Genomic DNA, 17392 nt, shown 5'->3' on the forward strand with positions numbered 1-17392 from the left:
GTCGATTCTTTGTGCGACATGTATAGATAATCAATCCATAAATGAAGTTATATGACTTCAAATCTAAATCACTCCCCTACCCTTGTAGAAAACTGGTCGCAGTGCCATCGTGAAGATGGCGTGATTTGATAGGAAAGGATAGTATGCCGGCGAAAAGCGAGGAACTCGGCTAGCATAAATGGAACTTCTTGGTGTTAGCCTCAGTTAGGCTTGTGACCACCCCTTCTTCTTCAAGCAGAGACAGCGCTTTTTCGATGGGCAGTCTTAACAACCCTAGCTTTATCATTAACGTATCGACCGATACCGAAGCGCCGCCGATAGATGACAAGCACTGAACAATGCAATCTCTGGTCTTATTATTTGACTCGTAACCACTGGCAAAACGCCTTTTGACGGCGACCTTCTCTTGCTTGCTCTTACATTGATTACCCAAATCCATACGAAACCAATTTAAGTCTTCCAATAACACGTTATATGGGTCGCCCAAGTTATCAATGACAACGAACTGATCATCCGTTGAGTTGATCACGGTGTAATCCACACCCTCCGATATTCTTGTCTCGCTCGGTGTTTTAATACTCGAGTAAAAGCGAATGGTGTCACCAAGCAAGCTATCACTCTCTTTCTCCAACTTGCCCGTAGCGACAGCCAAACCAACATCAATCAACTTATAGAATTCACGCACGATTTTGTGTTTTGGCTGATAGGCACAGTCTAAGTTCAGCTCGCAGGTTGCACAGTGATAATGACATTTACATTGGATGTAGGATTGGTTGTCACCATCATAGACCCAGTTATTGCGATAATTAATGTAATACATACTGCCCAGCCCCGAGTGGATCACATTCACCTTGTTATTTTTTACCAACCGACTCATGGTGGTAACGAGCGTCTCTTGGTCATAAGCCCCCTTGATATAAAGGTTTTGAGAGAGCTCTTTTAGGCTCACCTTCTGCTCAGAGTTAAATAAATAATCGATAATTTGATTCTCTAAATCAGCGAAGGTGTCATCTTCTTTTTCTTCAAATTCCTTTTTGAACTTTCGAACCAGAATTCTTAATTTGTCCTTAGCGAGACGTATCACTTGAGCCTTGGAGATATCATGTGTTGGTTCTAACAAGGAATAGAGCTCAAACCCCGCGCCTTCAAACTGTAGGGTGCGACATAAGCCTTGCCTTAACGTTCTAATTTCTTTATTTTTTCTCCCATCCACAGCATGAACACGCAAGATAAAGTGATTAATCTCTTTCGCAAAAAATACCAATTTCATAATCGTCATTTAAAAATAAAAACCTGAGGAGCTCACCAAGTGAGTGTTAGAAAAATCGGCGAGGTTAAATACGCCAGAAACAAGGAGACAAAACGACCACAATGGTGAGGATCTCTAGGCGTCCCATTAGCATTCCGAGGCTCAAGATCCATTTTGCTGCGTCTGGCAGTGTCGAGAAATTACCAGTAGGGCCAATAATGGAACCAAGACCAGGACCAACATTCGCCACCGAAGTAATGGCACCGGACAAGCTAGTGACAGGGTCTAAGCCAATGATTGCCAATAGCATTGCGATAAAGATAATCGTTAATGCATAAACAAAAGCGAATGCCGTTACACCTTGCACAATACTGTCTGACAAACGCGCTTTGTTGTAACGCAAGGTAAAGACGCCAGAAGGGTGTACCAACTGAAAAACCTGTTTTTTAAGGAGTGAGGTCGCTATCTGAATTCGGAAGATTTTGAAGCCCCCTGACGTTGAGCCAGAGCACGCGCCCATCAACAGAACGAAGCAAAACAAAATGGTTGGTAAACTACCCCAACTGGAGAAATCGTCTAATGCAAAACCCGTGGTGGTCATCACCGTAACGATATTAAAGGTCGCAATACGAATCGCGTCGATAAACGGATAATCGAGCTTCAATGCCAACCAGCAAGCAACAACCAAACTCAACACAACCACCAACTTAAAATAAGCTCTGATTTGCGCGTCTTTCACTAAGCAAGAGAGACTCTTTTGGTTGATTGCTGCCACAAATTGAATGAATGGCATACCACCCGCAAACATAAAGATGATCGCTACCCAATGAGCCATTGGCGAGAAGCCATTCATAGAACCATCGGTCGTTGAATACCCTCCGGTAGAGACGGTGGTCAGTGCGTGGTTGATTGCATCAAATACAGTCATGCCAGATAGCAAGTAGCTCATCACACAAAGAAAAGTCAGCAGCAGATAAACTGATAAAATACTCTTGGCAACACTCTTCATTCGAGGCGCACTTTTTGTAGACCAATCAGAGGATTCGGTTTGGAAAAGTCGCATTCCACCAACATTGATCATGGGTAGAATGGCGATAGCCATCACGATGAACCCTACGCCACCAAACCACTGGAGCAGCGAACGCCAAAGCAATATGCTGGGTGCCATGTTATCAAGACCTGCAAGAACCGTAGACCCAGTCGTGGTGATACCAGACATGGTTTCAAAATAAGCGTTGGTGAAGCTGATTTCATTGATGAATACAAAGGGAAGTGACGCAAACGCGCTGCCTAGAACCCAGACTAGCGTGGTGATCAAAAACGCATCTTTTACCTTGAGAGCGATTGACGTTTTTCCTCCAATCGCCACGCACACTAATCCCCCAACATGGGTAATGGTTGCTGATAAACCAAAATCTAACGCCCCTTGAGTCCCTGTCACTACAGCCATCAAAAAAGGGATATACATAAATAATGCGAGTTTAGATAACAGGAATCCCAAAACGAGAAACACTGGCTTATAGCTAATCATTAAAAATCAGTTCATTTATTCTTACCAATAACTTTATTATTTATTCAATTTTCCAATTAAATTCAATTGATATATAAGGTTTAATCAATGACAGATACAATATGAGCAAAAAGATAAATTATGATATTTATTAGGAAGAAACATCAAAACACAATAGACAGATAGCGCAATGACTTATTCTTATAGTTTCGTTACATTGATATAAACAACTAATTAAGAACAATCTAAATTAATACTTATAACTTTATGTTTCTGCCTAAAAAGATCCCTCTATTACCTAGTTATTCGATGTCGAGTAACTGCTATATAAACACAGACTTTTCATCACCCTTGAGCAATTGCAGTGAAAAGATTCAAATTACATCTTGTTTTACAACGGTTTATATCAAGTTATACAAAACCACCACTGATTTATATCTCTCGAAGTTTTCTTTGCCATTAAGCTCCATCATGAGCGATGGACTCATCATTTCACTCGACATTCTGCTCAAGAAAAATGACGATACTCTATCTTCCATGGATAAAGATTTACTAACCCATGCCATCTACTTTTTTAGGTCTCAGTTCTCAAACTAACGCTGAGCTACCACATAACCATCGCCATTAGACATTGTTTTCTTTGGAGTTTTTTCTGAACTCCTGAGGCGTTACACCATACTTCTTCTTAAAGATCGTACAAAAGTACGCCGAGCTATTGAAACCACTGAGTTCACTGATTTTTAAAACATTGTATGACGTGAACGTTAAGTAGTTGATGGAGATACCTAACCTTACATCATTGAGGATGTGCGAGAAGGCTCCACCTTCCTTAGAGAGGTTTCTACGTAACGTAGAAGGGCTGGTAAACATACAACTCGCCGCCAAGTCTAACGTCCATTTCTTCGTTGGTTCAGACATAAACAGCTTAGCTAAACGAGAAGACAACGATATGTGATAATCACTGTTAAACAATATGCTGACATCCACGCCTTTTTTATACAGCAATAATACCAAGTGAAAGATACTCTGCTTCAATGCGATATTTTTAATGCTTTTCAGCTTTTGGCAATTGTTAAGTTGTCTATTTGAGTAAAAAATTTCACACAGTTCTTTACTCTTATAAAGAATAAATGACTCATTCTTGTTTTTGTTTAAGATGAGATCATTAAGCTTTTCGAGCTTCACTTTCATCTTTTTGATGTCAGTCTTGTTGAGAGTCACGACCTCAAATGAGCTCTCATCACCCTGCCTAAGCAGATCGCACTCCACCATCCCCCCCCTTCCGGGATAACCAGTAAGCTATTGTTAAACAATGACACTTCGTTTCCGTTAATGGCGATGAACCCTTGGTAATTGGAGATCCGAACGAGTAAGCTCCTTTTCGAACGGTAGGGTTTCAATGTGACTTTCTTTGATTGAACTTGATGGAAAAACATATGCGAATAACCTGATGCTTTTTTCTGAGAGTATCACTCCCCTCACTGAAAACAGCATGTGCCATAATCAATGAGATATTTTCAAAATAATATGATGGTATTTCTACATTTCGTATTTATTGGTGTATTTTCTGGTAAAAAAACGCAGTTAACATGATAAGCGGCTGTTTATTATAGAAAACAGACAGAAAATTCTGCCTTTGTTATTTAATAACTCATAATAACAACCATTTTATTATTCGCTCATTCGATATAACACAGCTAGGTTGGTACACTATCCAGGTTTCTGTTTATATTTTTTAGATCACCTGAGATATACCATTTTTTTCGAAGGAATTATGGAGCGAATTATTCGATTTTTTACTTTCGGTCTTTGGGGAACGAAAGAGGAACGGCACCTTTCAAGAAAGATCAATCATTCTTACACATCATTAAAAGTCGTTGGCAGGGGAACCGTGTTTATATCTGCCAAAGAGGTTCATCAAGACCTAATGACGAACAATATTTATGAAAGAGCTCGGTTACTCGTTGAGGAGAAATAGTTGTTTTTGTTGCTAATCTTACCAATCTTGGTAAGTGGTTTTTTGGTTTGTCATATCCATCCGTTCTATCGATATAAGGTGCACCGTTATGAAGGGCAGTACCTATACTTAAAAAGCGCAAACTTAGGCATGATATGTTTGTTTATCGCCTTAGGCTTAGTCTTGATCATTAATCGATACGCGTATTTTTTCGCAGCCATCACACATTTTGCTCCGATAAAATGGTTGCCTGACGCATTATTTGCACAGACACCTTATGAGTTCACATCGAGCCTACTCTACGAACTTGGTGCATTTACCAATCAAGAGGTTATCAATCTCACCTGGGTAACCATGATTACGTTTTCGATGTTGCTTGTGCCTGTATTCTGGTCTCTACTCGCCTACATCAAATATTGCGTTCGCTACATGACGTTTAGCCCAAAAGAACGGCTTAATGCGAGAGTCTTTTCCGACAGCTCACTGGATGACTTTCTCTTTAAATCTGCGTTAGAAAAAGGGGACAAAATGGTCATGCTAACCTTATCAGACCGAAGGTTATATGTAGGTAAAGTACTCAGCTTAGGCGAACCCAACGAAGCGGAAGGATTGAACCAGGAGATATCAATAAAACCCGTAATGAGTGGGTACCGAGACAAAGGTACACTAGAAGTCCATTTTACCAAGCACTACGCCAATAGTGATGCCAATGCAGTCACCATCATCAAACAAGATCTTATTTCTTCAGCCTGCGCTTTTAGCTTTGCAACCTATGAGAAATTGCATCAAAAAGGCTAGAAAGTGTGAAAGCGTATCATCCTACCTACGGTTGATACGCTTATTATACTTCTACGCTGGCTTAACGTTTAAAAGAAACTGCTCTAGTGAGCCGATTCCCGCCAGCTCAAAAATCTGATTGAGCACGTTCTGATGGAAATTGTGCATATCATGGATTTCCTCAATCACCTCTCGCTCCATCCTTCCCAGAAAAATGCCCGCTAAGATCGCATCAAACCATCGGAAAGTGCACCTGGCTACGACGTTTTTTACGTTGAGTTCATTAGCCCTAATCGTGATATCCAGCAGCAGTTGGTACTTATAAAAATACAACTCGCTACCATATTCCTCCGTAATAGGAAACGCCTCCGCTTCCTCGCCAAATATCAATAAGCGATCTTCTATCATTTCTTGATGCTTGCTTTGCACATTGCGTTTGAAATTACTGACTTCCACACCCAACCATGAACCAACCAGCAAGATGTAGCTGTCCATACCTTGAAGGCTCTCAAGTACTTCCTGCTGCTTTTCGTAGATGACCTTTCTCACCGCCGGAACTTGAGCCTTCGGGCATAAACCACGCCAAGCGAGATCCAATAAAGTCACAAGTTCATTGGGATCTTCGTTATCCGAGTAATAAAAAGTAGAGCGGTTAATGAAGCGCTCGGCTAAACGTTGATGCTTATCTCTGTAAAGATGAATCAGACAGGCATCCGTCGTTTTACAATAAGCTTCACAAGGAATAGAAACATAGTGTGATTGGACGCGATTGACTTGATAGTGCGTATTCTCACACGTATATCCCAGAATGCGTTTTAAGAGGCCCATAATTCTCCTAAAGACCTACAAGAGGTTGATATCCTTAACAAACAAACTTAATGGTGACTATAAACCCTAGCACGTACGGTTTATATTTGGCTCTCATGCCGGAAGTTGACGGTTTTTCACTGTAACTTGCCTGAGAATCTAAACAACGAAAGCCCTAGCGGTAACGCATTCAGGAGAAGAAGTACGTTAGATCAAAAAAGCCAGTCTCTCGGGACTGGCTTTAGTTTTGTGGAGCGTGGCTGATTACTTAATAAAAGAGATGCAGCCTTGCAGAATCACTAGGTTGACGATGTCGATAAAGAACGCGCCAACGATAGGCACCACCATGAAGGCTTGTGGTGATGGACCGAAGCGATTAACGATAGAGCCCATATTCATGACTGCTGTTGGCGTTGCGCCCAGACCAAAGCCACAATGACCACTCGCGATGACTGCTGCATCGTAGTTGCTGCCCATCACACGGAACGTCACGTAGTAAGCGAAGAGCGCCAGAATCACCGATTGCACCGCAAGAATAATGAGGAACGGAATTGCCAAATCGAAGATGTTCCAAAGTTTTAGGCTCATTAGTGCCATCGCTAGGAACAGAGACAGCGAAACCGTACCAAGAATGTCGACCGTTTCAACATCCACTTTGCGTACTTTAGTCACTTCCATGATGTTGGTGATCACCACACCAATGAACAGTGCGTAAACGAAGTCTGGAATCATCAACCATTTGATGCCAAAGCTGCTAACCCAACCTTCTAAGTAATCGGCACCAGTGACACACAACAAAATGATCGACAAGCTCTCGACCACTTTCTTCGCCGTCACGCGGTCTTCTTCGTGTTCATTGTAGGTCACCAGTTCAGGGAAACGTTCGTGAGTCTGGTTGGTGCGTCCGTATTCAGATTCAAGGTTACGTTTATCGATCAAGCGCTGCGCTACTGGGCTGCCGATGATGCCACCAATCACCAATCCAAAGGTAGCGGATGCCATTGCTACTTCTAGAACGTTGTGCAAGCCGTACATGTCTTGGAAGGTTTGCGACCATGCTGCGCCCGTACCGTGACCGCCAGACAACGTAATCGAACCTGCAATCAAGCCCATTAGCGGGTCTAAGCCGAGCGCGGTTGCCAAAGAGACCCCGACCGCGTTTTGGATAAGAATGTACACCGATGCTACAGCTAAGAAGATAAATACCTTAGCGCCGCCTTTAATCAACTGGGTGTAGTTCGCAGCCAAGCCAACGGTAGCGAAGAACATCAACATGAAAGTGTTTTGCAGCGGTAAATCGAAAACTAAATCCAAACCATTGAGGTGCATCGCGGTGATCGCACATGCGACAATCAAACCACCCACGATTGGCTCGGGAATATTGAATTTCTTTAAGATCGGTAATTTAGCGTTAACGAATTGTCCCAAGAACAACACACAAATAGCGACGAGAAACGACTCTTGTGGACCAACAGAAATGACCTGATTCATAAAACCTCTTTGCCTCCTTTTTCTCATCCTTTGAGTAACAACTCGCAGGTTGAGCGGTATTTAGGCAGGTCAGAGTGCCTCCTGAACGTGTGGTTTTCTAGGGTGCAAACCCTCTCAATTCTCATTAAATAAGAAAGTAATAGCTCGGATATTCACCCAATTCTCACTCAATGAAAAAACACACTTTTTCACCAAGTTTTGTGGCGCAATTTTCTGGTTTTTTTGGCTCTTCTCAACTTATGAGAAGTGAACAATTTTTTACCAGTTTTTGAAGGCAAAAACGTATGCGATTGCGTGCAAATTTTGCGTGAAACTCTGGTGCAAACTTTGGCGAATTTTCCTCGACAAAAGTGATTGAGAAAACACCGCAAGAAGATTGGCGCTTTCTATCCCATCGCCAAGGTGTTATACATATATATAACACCAACTCAGCCAAGGAAACCAATCATGACGCATTGGCATGATCGCCAACCGATTTTCCGTCAGTTGGCTGACCAGATCACCCAGCAAATATTGCAAGGCATCTGGCAAGAGGGCGAAGCTTTGCCTTCGGTACGCAGTGTCTCTGCGGATATGAAGATCAACCACCTGACGGTCATGAAGGGCTATCAGTTATTGGTTGATGAAGGATTGATTGAGAAGAAACGTGGGCAAGGCATGTTTGTCGCCCAAGGTGCAAAAAAGCAGCTGCTTGCTGATGAAAAAGCACGTTTCCTTGAGCAACAAATTCCGCAGATCGCCGACACACTACAACGTCTGGATATGTCTCTTGATGAATTTATCCAACAAATCCAAACACATATTGAAGGTGACCAATGAGCGCATTAGTCAGTGTAAAACACGTCTCCAAGCAATATCGTCAGCAGGGGGAAGCGCTGCATGACGTGAGCTTTGATCTACAAGCGGGTCAGGTGCTTGGCTTGCTAGGTCATAACGGTGCGGGTAAATCGACTCTCATTAACGCCCTACTCGGTGCACACGAATATCAGGGCACCATTCGCATCAATGGCTTTGAGCCAATCATGCAACGCGACAAAATCATGCAGAGCTTATCTTACATCTCAGATGTGAACGTTCTGCCAAACTGGATGACGGTTGCTCAGCTGCTCGATTACACCGAGGGCGTACACCCAGGTTTTAATCGCAGCAAAGCTGATAGCCTGCTTCGTCAAACCGACATCAAGCCGCGTGCTCGCATCAAATCCCTATCGAAAGGCATGAAGGTGCAATTGCACTTGGCCGTCGTCATCGCGACCAATACGCAGATTCTGATTCTAGACGAGCCAACGCTTGGTTTGGATTTGGTTTATCGCGATACCTTCTACCGTCATTTGCTGGAATGGTTCCACGACGGCGAGCGTGTGCTGATCATTGCGAGCCATGAAGTATCGGAAATCGAACATCTACTGACGGACGTGCTAATTCTTAAACACGGTCGACCTGTTCTGCAAACCTCAATGGACAGCATCAGCGAAGATTACTTCATTCTCGATGCCAGTGATGAGCATCGCGCACAAATCGAAGCGCTGAAACCACTGTCATCGCAAAAGGGCTTAGGCACGACTAAATGGTTGCTGTCATCACAATACGCAGAACAAATTGCAGGGCTGGGTGATGTGTATGGCGTCAAGCTTGCGGATCTGTTCTTGGCATTGCAGAAGGAGGCAGCATAATGAAATCGATTGTCGCGATGTTGCGTAAAGAATGGCTAGAGAACCCATTGGTTACACGCGTGCCATTATTTATGTTTGCCTGTGGCGTGCTGCTGTTTGTCAGCTTAATGAGTAGCTCTACACTGCAACACAATATGTTCTTCCAAATGAGCTTTGGCGGCGATGTCAGTGACATCCACAAAGAGCTCGGCGATGACGTCAACATGCTGATCACCGGCGGCATTGGTTTGTTGTCTATCCTGCTTGGCACTCAATACTTCCCAAGAACGCTACGTAAAGAGCGCTCAGAGGGCAGTATCATGTTTTGGCGCAGTATGCCTGTCAGTGACGTGAAAACCCATCTGGTGAAGCTGACGTTTGGTTTATTGGTGATTCCATTGGTGTGTTCGGTATTGGTTTTCGCTGCCGACTTTATGCTGTGGATGTTGAATGTTTCAACTGACCACCAGTTGGCGTTGTTGTATCGCCAAGCATCATTGGGTTTCGTACTGCTAAACTGGATTGAATTTTTGCTTCGAATGGTAGTGGCTGGCGTGTTGTTATTGCCGCTCGCATTAACCGCAATGGCAATCTCACAGAAAGTGAACTCACCACTGTTGGTGATCTTGATTGGTATTTACGCACTGCGTTGGATGCCGATTGCGATGTTCAACTTCTATGGTCTGGATGAGTTCTTCTCAGCGATTTTCTACCTACCACTGCACGCGATTCTTGCGCCAAACCCGTTCAGCGCGATTCCAGATGCGGGTTGGTTGAATGTCGGTATTTACGCCTTCATCGGTTTGCTTGCTTGGACAGCTAGCATCAAATTCAGCCGTACTGTGAACTAAAAAGCACAAGCAAAACCACACATCAAAAGCGAGGTACTGTCCTCGCTTTTTTATTTTCAACACCATCAATCTTCATTCTGTTTGCTTCAACGCAAAAATAATCAGCCTGTAGCGATAGCGCTTCTGCTTGGTTAAGTTCATAATCCCCCGCTTAATGCGCCCAGCGCTGTTATCTAGAATTTTTGAAAAGCAGAACACCAACCATGACCACCAAGCCAACAGCCATTATTGGACTGTACAACCCAAAGAGTCCAACCAACGTTGGCGCAGTATTACGAGCCGCAGGCTGCTACGACGCCGCGCAAGTTCGTTACAACGGCACACGCTACAGCCGCGCAGTAAAATTTCAGACCGACACCCAGAACTCACAAGAGCGCATTCAATTAATGGAGATGGAAGACCTCACCGCTAATGTTGCCGACGATGTGGAAATCGTTTGTGTTGAGTTAGTGGTCGGCGCAACGGCGCTGCCGCACTTCACTCACCCAGAGAACGCGATTTATGTGTTTGGACCAGAGGACGGCTCACTGCCGCAAGAGATGATCGATAAGGCGCATCATGTGGTGTACGTACCAACTCATGGTTGTATGAACCTAGCCGCGACGGTGAACGTTGTGCTTTACGATCGCATGGCGAAAACACTGGGGACAATTGATGACCACCAGCAAGTGCTTGCTAATCGCGACAACAAGAACCGCTTGAAAATGAAAGCTTGCGTATAGACAGACGAAGCTCATCGTTGGCGAACGCCAGATACAAAAAAGGTCACAGCAACACTGTGACCTTTTGTTTTATTTGACGTCTTAATCTATCTAGCCAAGGAACGAAATGTAGCCTTGTAGAATGATCAAGTTAACGATGTCGATGAAGAAGGCACCAACAATCGGCACAACCATGAACGCCTGTGGTGATGGACCAAAGCGGTTTACGATAGAACCCATGTTCATTACCGCCGTTGGAGTAGCACCCAAACCGAAACCACAGTGACCACCTGCGATAACCGCAGCATCGTAGTTGCTGCCCATCACCTTGAACGTTACGTAGTAGGTGAAGATAGCCAGAATCACTGACTGCACGCCCAGAATCACCAAGAATGGGATTGCTAGGTCGAAGATGTTCCACAGTTTCAGACTCATCAGAGCCATAGCTAGGAACAGAGACAGCGACACCGTACCTAACATGTCGACCGTTTCGGCATCCAACTTACGAATCTTGGTCACTTCCAAGAAGTTAGTGATGATCACACCGATGAACAACGCGTAAACGAAGTCTGGAATCATCAGCCATTGAATGTCGTAAGTGCTCACCCATTGTTCTACGTACTTAGCGCCTGTTACACAGATCAATAGGAAGAACAGTTTCTCAACCACTTTTTTCGCGGTTACTTTGTCTTCTTCGTACTCGTTGTACGTCACCAACTCTGGGAATTTCTCGTGGGTTTTGGCATCTCGACCACCACGACCATACTCAGATTCGATGTTGTTCTTTTCGACCAGACGCTGCGCAACCGGACTACCGATGATACCACCGATGATCAAACCGAATGTTGCTGACGCCATCGCGATTTCCAATACGTTATTCAAACCGTAAACGTCTTGGAAAGTTTGTGACCACGCCGCCCCCGTGCCGTGACCACCTGATAGAGTAATCGAACCAGCGATAAGCCCCATCAGCGGATCTAAACCCAATGCCGCTGCCAGTGAAACACCGACACCGTTTTGAATGATGATGTAGAACGACGCGACTGCTAAGAAGATGAAAACCTTCGCGCCCCCTTTCATTAACTGAGTGTAATTTGCTGCCAAACCAACGGTAGAGAAGAACATCAGCATGAATGTATTTTGCAACGGCAAGTCGAATTCCAAATCGATGCCGTTAAAATGAAGAGCAGTAATGATGCAGGCCACAATCAAGCCACCTACAATCGGCTCAGGTATGTTGAATTTCTTTAAGATCGGTAGTTTAGCATTAATAAAATGCCCCAAAAAAAGCACACTGATCGCAACCAAAAAGGATTCCAGTGCACCTACAGATATTAAATGATTCATATCGCCTCTTATTATTGTTCTCTTCATCCTCCGTAATGATTGAGTGTTAGTTTAAGCTCTGTTCAATAGCAAATTTTCTCGCCAAATTTTTCCGAAAATACTCAAAAGGTTGTGTTAAATGCGCCTTAGGCTAGTTTAAGGGACGGTCGTTAAGCGATGTTCTGATTTACGCGCTATTCGCAAGCCCTAAAATGTAAAAGGAGCCTGTTAAGCTCCTTCTTATCCCCTTCATAGACAAGCAAAAATGACTGCTTGTACGAGATGGATATCATGTTGTGAGTATTGTTCGAGTGACACTTTCTGAACCGCTATCGGGCTCCCTTACATAAACAGAAAGTGATCATCACTATCGAGCAAAGTTCCTTCCCGTCATAACGAATAGAGCGCCGAAATGGCGCCCTAACATTTGGGTTTGCTTGTATCCCATCGTAGTTTAAAAACTCTGACTCATGGAATTTTGAACGAGCCGAATCCAGGGAAATTCTCAAGCTTGCAACAAGTGTTCTCGTCACAACGGAGCGGGATTATAACATATCGCTGAAAATTTTCCTCATTTCAGTGTTATTCGCCACCTTCATAGTTTGCTTCCGCAACGATCAACTGTTCAATATTATTGCTACAGATGAAAGCACGAAGCGCCTCGAACTTAGCCTCGTTCCACGAATAAATTTGCAGATCAAGCAACTTATCAATGGTGTCTTGCTCGAAGCGAAGCTTAACAGGCTTTGCCGGAGATCCTGCGACCACAGTGTAAGGCGGGACATCTTTGGTCACCACGCTGTTGGCGGCAATCACTGCGCCTTCCCCAATGGTGACACCGGGCATGATCATCGCACGCATGCCAATCCAAACTGCGTCACCAATCACGGTATCGCCTTTGCCTTGGTAAGATTGCTCAACGTCATCAAGGAACGGATACAGACAGAACCAGTCCGTCCTGTGATTATGGTTGCCGCCCATCAAAATGACCGCTTCAGCCGCGATACAAACGTAGTCACCAATGTAAAGCTGATCGACTTCCCACCTTGGCTGCCACGCTTTACTGACTTCATCGCCATGCAGATAGCGCACGACCGAATCTTCAAAGCCGTTATCCCAACAATCACTGTAGTAACTGTGGGTGCCTTTGATGTGGATATTTTGGTTTTGCACCACTTGGTGCAGGTACTGAAATTTGGACCAGTGTTTTTTCATGGCAGTTACCTCAATAGAGTAAATGTATGCCACGGAACGATTTCTCGTGGCGTTGTTGCTGCGTTCTCAGTCAACGACGCCTATTGGATGCGGGGTTGCAGTAGTAATGGATTATTCATGAATGTGCCCTCCAACGCGCACACTATAAAAACCATGTATAATTTTCAAGCAAACCAAACAAATAACAAGATTCCGAAAATGAAAAGTCACTCTGCCTTTGCCTCTCTGCTGCTGTTTGCTGCCACAGCGTCTGCGAGCGAAAACATTAAAATCGAATACCTCCCAACGGAAACGGCCGACGATCGCTTTGCTGCACAAGTAATTGAAAACAGTGAAGTGAACGACATCTTTGTCCAGCTTTCTGATGATTACTTCCCGTTTGATCACACATTAACGCTGACCTACGGTGGTGAAGATGGTCCGCTTTACGATCCAGAATCCCACACCATCCACATTCCCTATACCTTCTATCTAGAATCATTCAATTACTTTACCAACAACAAGTACCAAGAACGTTACGGTAAAGCACCGAAAACGGGCGCACTCGATACTTTGCTGCACACTTTATTGCACGAAGGTGGACACGCTTACATTGCCGATCAAAACATTCCTGTATTGGGTAAAGAAGAGGATGCGGTCGATAACTTCGCCACCATCTTGCTGATTGATTACGTTGATGACGGTGCCGATGTGGCGATCAGTGCTGCGGACATGTTCGCATTCGAATCCGACGACAGACCGGACTACTACGATTTTGGCGAGTACATTGATGAGCACAGTTTCGATCTGCAGCGTTACTTCTCTACCCTGTGTCTGGTTTACGGCAGTGATCCTGAGCAATACAAAGCCTTGCTCGATGAAGTAGAAAAAGATTACTTACGCGATCGCAAAGAGTTCTGCCAATTCAATTACGGCAACATCCGTGATAATTGGCAGCATTACTTGCAAGACAATGAACTAAAAGAAAAATAATCGCGTAAAAGGGATAAGAATAGCCAACAATGAGCTCAATCATGACCAAACTGACCGTATTTTACGATGGCACTTGTCCCTTGTGCGCCAAAGAGATGAACGCACTAAAACAGCGCGATAACAAGCAGTTGATCAAAACCGTCGACATCTACAGCGACGCATTTGCCGATTATCCGCAAATCGACCCTGAGCAAGCCAACACCATTTTGCACGCCCTCAACGAGAAGGACGAACTTCTGCTTGGGTTGGATGTAACTCATCGAGCATGGCAGTTGGTTGGTCGTGGTTGGTTATACGCTCCACTGCGTTGGCGCATTATCAAACCTGTTGCGGACTGGCTTTACCTCAAATTTGCCAAAAACCGCTATCGCGTCTCCTACTGGTTAACGGGCACTTCTCGCTGCAATAACGGTTCGTGTTCACGTTAAATGTGATCGGTTACCAGTTTAGATAATACCTTAGTCTTAGATTTGCAATTTCCAATACTTCTCTCAGTTTAGTTCGGGTAGTCTTTAACCATAACAAGAACAAAATATGAACATAACAGTTGTGGGGACAAGCCCATAACGCTGTATCGCAGAGCCGAGAAGTAAGGAAGTCTACATGAATCTAACCATAAGAAAGCGACTCTATATTCTTTCCATCATACCTGTTCTAACCATAGCCATAGGTATGATGTGGTTTACCTATTTACAAACCACCGCCTACAACAAACACGAAATTGAGCAGACGCGAAGTCAGATGATGGAGATGAAAAAAGCCGAGCTCAAAAACTACGTCCAAATGGCGCGTTCCGCTGTCGAACCGCTACTCGCTCAAAACGCCTCACTTGAAGAAGCACTGCCTACCTTGAAACAGTTAGAGTTTGGTCAATCCGGCTACATCTTCGGTTACGATTCAAAAGGCGTGCGTGTGGTGGTGGGTAAAAACACTAAAGGCATCGGGGAAAACTTCTATAACTTGCAGGATAAGAAAGGCAACTACCTGATTCAGGACTTGCTCAAAAACTCCAAAACTGGCGAGTTCACCACTTATTACTTCCCGAAACTCGGTCAGAGCGAAGCCCTACCAAAACTAAGCTACTCGGTCTTTATTCCTGAATGGGATCTAATGCTGGGTACGGGCTTCTACACTGACGATATCGATGCCATTGTGGCAAACATGGAAGAAGCCGCGCACCAAGCTCTCAACACAACACTGACTGCTATCGCTCTGTTCTGTGTCTCGATTGCCGCCATCGTTGCGGTCTTCGCTGTGTTTGTTAACCGCAGTATCATGAAGCCTATTGAGCAGTTTGATGCTTCAATTCACTCTTTCGCACAAGGCGATGCAGACTTGACTGCGCGTATGGAAGAATCAAATGTGCCTGAGTTCAAACAGCTCGGTAACAACTTCAATAAGTTTGTAGAAAGCCTACAGGGTATTATTAAGAGTGTGAGCCATGTTGGTGAAGAAGTCGTTTCTGAAACCAACAATATGTCTCAGCGAGCTTCTCAAGTTGACGAACTTGCCTCTGGTCAGCGAGAAGAAACCGAGCAAGTCGCTGCGGCAATGACCGAGATGACAGCAACGGCGCACGAGATTTCCAGCAACGCCAACCAAGCTGCGCAATCAGCAAAAGATGCCGATGAGAATGCACAACAAGCGAAGCACATCGTAGACTCCGCAGCGAGCTCTGTTGAAGCATTGGCTGTAGAAGTATCTGAAGCAGGCTCAGTGATTTCTCGCTTAGAGAGCGATGTACAAAACATATCGTCTTCTCTAGAAGTTATCCAAGTCATTGCCGAACAAACCAATCTACTGGCGTTGAATGCTGCAATCGAAGCAGCGCGTGCGGGTGAGCAAGGACGCGGTTTCGCAGTCGTAGCTGATGAAGTTCGTCAGTTAGCGAGCCGCACTCAAGACAGTACTGGTGAGATTCATCAAATGATTGAACAGTTGAAGTCAGGGTCAGATGCCGCTGTGAAGGCAATGGAGTCCAGCCAAGCGCGTGGTGAAGCAACCGTTGAAGAAGCTCGTGCTGCCTCCTCTGCATTACAAGAAATCCAAGCGTCCATCGCTAATATCATGGACATGAACACGCTGATCGCTACGGCAACTGAAGAGCAGAGCCAAGTTGGCCAAGAGATTTCACAACGCATCGAAGTGATCTCTCAACAAAGCAGTCAGTCGGCAAGCCTTGCGAATCAAAACCGTGCAGGCAGTGGCAACCTCAACCACAAAGCCAACGAACTGTACGACTTGGTCGGTCGCTTTACGGTTTAGAGCTTTCCTCAAGCACTCAACATGCAAACAGCGACGCCAAAACGTCGCTGTTTTTATTTCTGCTATCATAATGCGACTTAGCTATAATGCCGCCAACTTAGCACCTACAAGGGCAAAACCAGATGATTATTATGACCACCAATTTCGGTGACATCGAAATTGAACTGAACCTAGAACGAGCGCCAGTTAGTTCAAAGAACTTCAAAAAATACTGTGAAGATGGCTTCTACGACGGCACCATTTTCCACCGCGTTATCGATGGTTTTATGATCCAAGGTGGCGGTCACACCGAAGACATGACAGAAAAGCCAACGCGTGCACCGATTGCGAACGAAGCAAACCGTGGTCTAAAGAACCTTGTTGGCACTATCGCAATGGCGCGTACCGATGCACCGCACTCTGCAACGGCACAGTTCTTCATTAACTTGGAAGACAATGATTTCCTAGACCACACCGCAACCACCAACCTAGGCTGGGGTTACGCAGTGTTTGGTAAAGTGATCGCAGGTATGGATGTCGTAAACCGCATCGCGAAAGTGAAAACGACCTCTAAGCTTGGTCATGATGATGTGCCATGCGATCCAATCATTATTGAGAAAGTGACAATCAGCGAATAAGC

At 44.6% G+C, this 17392-nt stretch carries 16 protein-coding genes; 9 read left to right on the forward strand and 7 right to left on the reverse strand.

From position 1 onward, the window contains the following. Positions 1-169: 169 nt before the first annotated feature. The 3 genes from B853_RS17500 to B853_RS26535 all read right to left on the reverse strand — a co-directional run bounded on the left by B853_RS17500 (position 170) and on the right by B853_RS26535 (position 3677). Positions 170-1270: a hypothetical protein gene (locus tag B853_RS17500; protein ID WP_227741883.1), complete on the reverse strand. Its 1101-nt coding sequence runs from the start codon at positions 1268-1270 to the stop codon at positions 170-172. A 64-nt stretch (positions 1271-1334) separates the two neighbouring features. Further along, a complete protein-coding gene (locus B853_RS17505) occupies positions 1335-2780 on the reverse strand; it encodes a TrkH family potassium uptake protein (protein ID WP_038883335.1) in 1446 nt (481 codons plus the stop codon). A gap of 603 nt (positions 2781-3383) precedes the next feature. Next, on the reverse strand, positions 3384-3677 hold the full coding sequence (locus B853_RS26535; RefSeq protein WP_238788164.1) for a helix-turn-helix transcriptional regulator: 294 nt from the start codon (positions 3675-3677) through the stop codon (positions 3384-3386). A gap of 1060 nt (positions 3678-4737) precedes the next feature. On the opposite strand from B853_RS26535, the gene B853_RS17520 reads away from it, so the two are divergent. Then, a complete protein-coding gene (locus tag B853_RS17520; RefSeq protein WP_038883337.1) occupies positions 4738-5514 on the forward strand; it encodes a hypothetical protein in 777 nt (258 codons plus the stop codon). A gap of 51 nt (positions 5515-5565) precedes the next feature. Here B853_RS17520 and B853_RS17525 read toward each other — a convergent pair whose 3' ends face one another. Continuing rightward, positions 5566-6321 carry a hypothetical protein gene (locus B853_RS17525; RefSeq protein ID WP_038883338.1) on the reverse strand — a complete coding sequence of 252 codons (756 nt, stop codon included), beginning with the start codon at positions 6319-6321 and terminating at the stop codon, positions 5566-5568. Between the two features lie 243 nt (positions 6322-6564). Next, a complete protein-coding gene (gene gltS, locus B853_RS17530; protein ID WP_038883339.1) occupies positions 6565-7791 on the reverse strand; it encodes a sodium/glutamate symporter in 1227 nt (408 codons plus the stop codon). Positions 7792-8238: 447 nt separating this feature from the next. On the opposite strand from gltS (B853_RS17530), the gene B853_RS17535 reads away from it, so the two are divergent. From B853_RS17535 to B853_RS17550, 4 genes are all read left to right on the forward strand, one after another. Next, entirely contained in the window at positions 8239-8610 is a 372-nt protein-coding gene (locus B853_RS17535) for a GntR family transcriptional regulator (protein ID WP_009706721.1), read from the forward strand. After that, positions 8607-9464, forward strand: a complete 858-nt coding sequence (locus B853_RS17540; protein ID WP_038883340.1) for an ABC transporter ATP-binding protein — start codon at positions 8607-8609, stop codon at positions 9462-9464. The genes B853_RS17535 and B853_RS17540 overlap by 4 nt, the downstream gene beginning before the upstream one ends. Further along, positions 9464-10294 carry a membrane protein gene (locus B853_RS17545; protein ID WP_038883341.1) on the forward strand — a complete coding sequence of 277 codons (831 nt, stop codon included), beginning with the start codon at positions 9464-9466 and terminating at the stop codon, positions 10292-10294. Before B853_RS17540 ends, B853_RS17545 begins: the two co-directional genes overlap by 1 nt. Before the next feature lie 203 nt (positions 10295-10497). Next, a complete protein-coding gene (locus tag B853_RS17550; protein ID WP_038883342.1) occupies positions 10498-11016 on the forward strand; it encodes an RNA methyltransferase in 519 nt (172 codons plus the stop codon). 90 nt (positions 11017-11106) lie between these two features. Here the strand turns inward: B853_RS17550 and gltS (B853_RS17555) are convergent, their stop codons facing one another. Next, positions 11107-12342: a sodium/glutamate symporter gene (gene gltS / locus B853_RS17555; RefSeq protein ID WP_010453649.1), complete on the reverse strand. Its 1236-nt coding sequence runs from the start codon at positions 12340-12342 to the stop codon at positions 11107-11109. Between the two features lie 561 nt (positions 12343-12903). Next, positions 12904-13536, reverse strand: a complete 633-nt coding sequence (locus B853_RS17560; protein WP_038883343.1) for a CatB-related O-acetyltransferase — start codon at positions 13534-13536, stop codon at positions 12904-12906. A 198-nt stretch (positions 13537-13734) separates the two neighbouring features. On the opposite strand from B853_RS17560, the gene B853_RS17565 reads away from it, so the two are divergent. The 4 genes from B853_RS17565 (at position 13735) to B853_RS17580 (ending at position 17390) form a co-directional block, all read left to right on the forward strand. Then, on the forward strand, positions 13735-14508 hold the full coding sequence (locus tag B853_RS17565; protein WP_038883374.1) for a DUF4344 domain-containing metallopeptidase: 774 nt from the start codon (positions 13735-13737) through the stop codon (positions 14506-14508). A 41-nt stretch (positions 14509-14549) separates the two neighbouring features. Then, positions 14550-14936 (forward strand): thiol-disulfide oxidoreductase DCC family protein, encoded by a 387-nt coding sequence (locus B853_RS17570; RefSeq protein ID WP_038883345.1) that lies wholly within the window; start codon positions 14550-14552, stop codon positions 14934-14936. A 175-nt stretch (positions 14937-15111) separates the two neighbouring features. After that, on the forward strand, positions 15112-16773 hold the full coding sequence (locus tag B853_RS17575) for a methyl-accepting chemotaxis protein (protein WP_029561180.1): 1662 nt from the start codon (positions 15112-15114) through the stop codon (positions 16771-16773). A gap of 122 nt (positions 16774-16895) precedes the next feature. Further along, on the forward strand, positions 16896-17390 hold the full coding sequence (locus B853_RS17580) for a peptidylprolyl isomerase (RefSeq protein WP_010453659.1): 495 nt from the start codon (positions 16896-16898) through the stop codon (positions 17388-17390). The last annotated feature ends 2 nt before the right edge of the window (positions 17391-17392 follow it).

The organism is Vibrio rotiferianus CAIM 577 = LMG 21460, assembly GCF_002741985.1.
Classification (GTDB): domain Bacteria; phylum Pseudomonadota; class Gammaproteobacteria; order Enterobacterales; family Vibrionaceae; genus Vibrio; species Vibrio rotiferianus.

Bases quoted from the DNA above. Each gene is read 5' to 3' on its own strand.
- B853_RS17500 (WP_227741883.1), bottom strand. From the start codon at position 1,270: ATGAAATTGGTATTTTTTGCGAAAGAGATTAATCACTTTATCTTGCGT.
- B853_RS17505 (WP_038883335.1), bottom strand. From the start codon at position 2,780: ATGATTAGCTATAAGCCAGTGTTTCTCGTTTTGGGATTCCTGTTATCT.
- B853_RS26535 (WP_238788164.1), bottom strand. From the start codon at position 3,677: ATGTCTGAACCAACGAAGAAATGGACGTTAGACTTGGCGGCGAGTTGT.
- B853_RS17525 (WP_038883338.1), bottom strand. From the start codon at position 6,321: ATGGGCCTCTTAAAACGCATTCTGGGATATACGTGTGAGAATACGCAC.
- gltS (WP_038883339.1), bottom strand. From the start codon at position 7,791: ATGAATCAGGTCATTTCTGTTGGTCCACAAGAGTCGTTTCTCGTCGCT.
- B853_RS17535 (WP_009706721.1), top strand. From the start codon at position 8,239: ATGACGCATTGGCATGATCGCCAACCGATTTTCCGTCAGTTGGCTGAC.
- B853_RS17540 (WP_038883340.1), top strand. From the start codon at position 8,607: ATGAGCGCATTAGTCAGTGTAAAACACGTCTCCAAGCAATATCGTCAG.
- B853_RS17545 (WP_038883341.1), top strand. From the start codon at position 9,464: ATGAAATCGATTGTCGCGATGTTGCGTAAAGAATGGCTAGAGAACCCA.
- B853_RS17550 (WP_038883342.1), top strand. From the start codon at position 10,498: ATGACCACCAAGCCAACAGCCATTATTGGACTGTACAACCCAAAGAGT.
- gltS (WP_010453649.1), bottom strand. From the start codon at position 12,342: ATGAATCATTTAATATCTGTAGGTGCACTGGAATCCTTTTTGGTTGCG.
- B853_RS17560 (WP_038883343.1), bottom strand. From the start codon at position 13,536: ATGAAAAAACACTGGTCCAAATTTCAGTACCTGCACCAAGTGGTGCAA.
- B853_RS17565 (WP_038883374.1), top strand. From the start codon at position 13,735: ATGAAAAGTCACTCTGCCTTTGCCTCTCTGCTGCTGTTTGCTGCCACA.
- B853_RS17570 (WP_038883345.1), top strand. From the start codon at position 14,550: ATGACCAAACTGACCGTATTTTACGATGGCACTTGTCCCTTGTGCGCC.
- B853_RS17575 (WP_029561180.1), top strand. From the start codon at position 15,112: ATGAATCTAACCATAAGAAAGCGACTCTATATTCTTTCCATCATACCT.
- B853_RS17580 (WP_010453659.1), top strand. From the start codon at position 16,896: ATGATTATTATGACCACCAATTTCGGTGACATCGAAATTGAACTGAAC.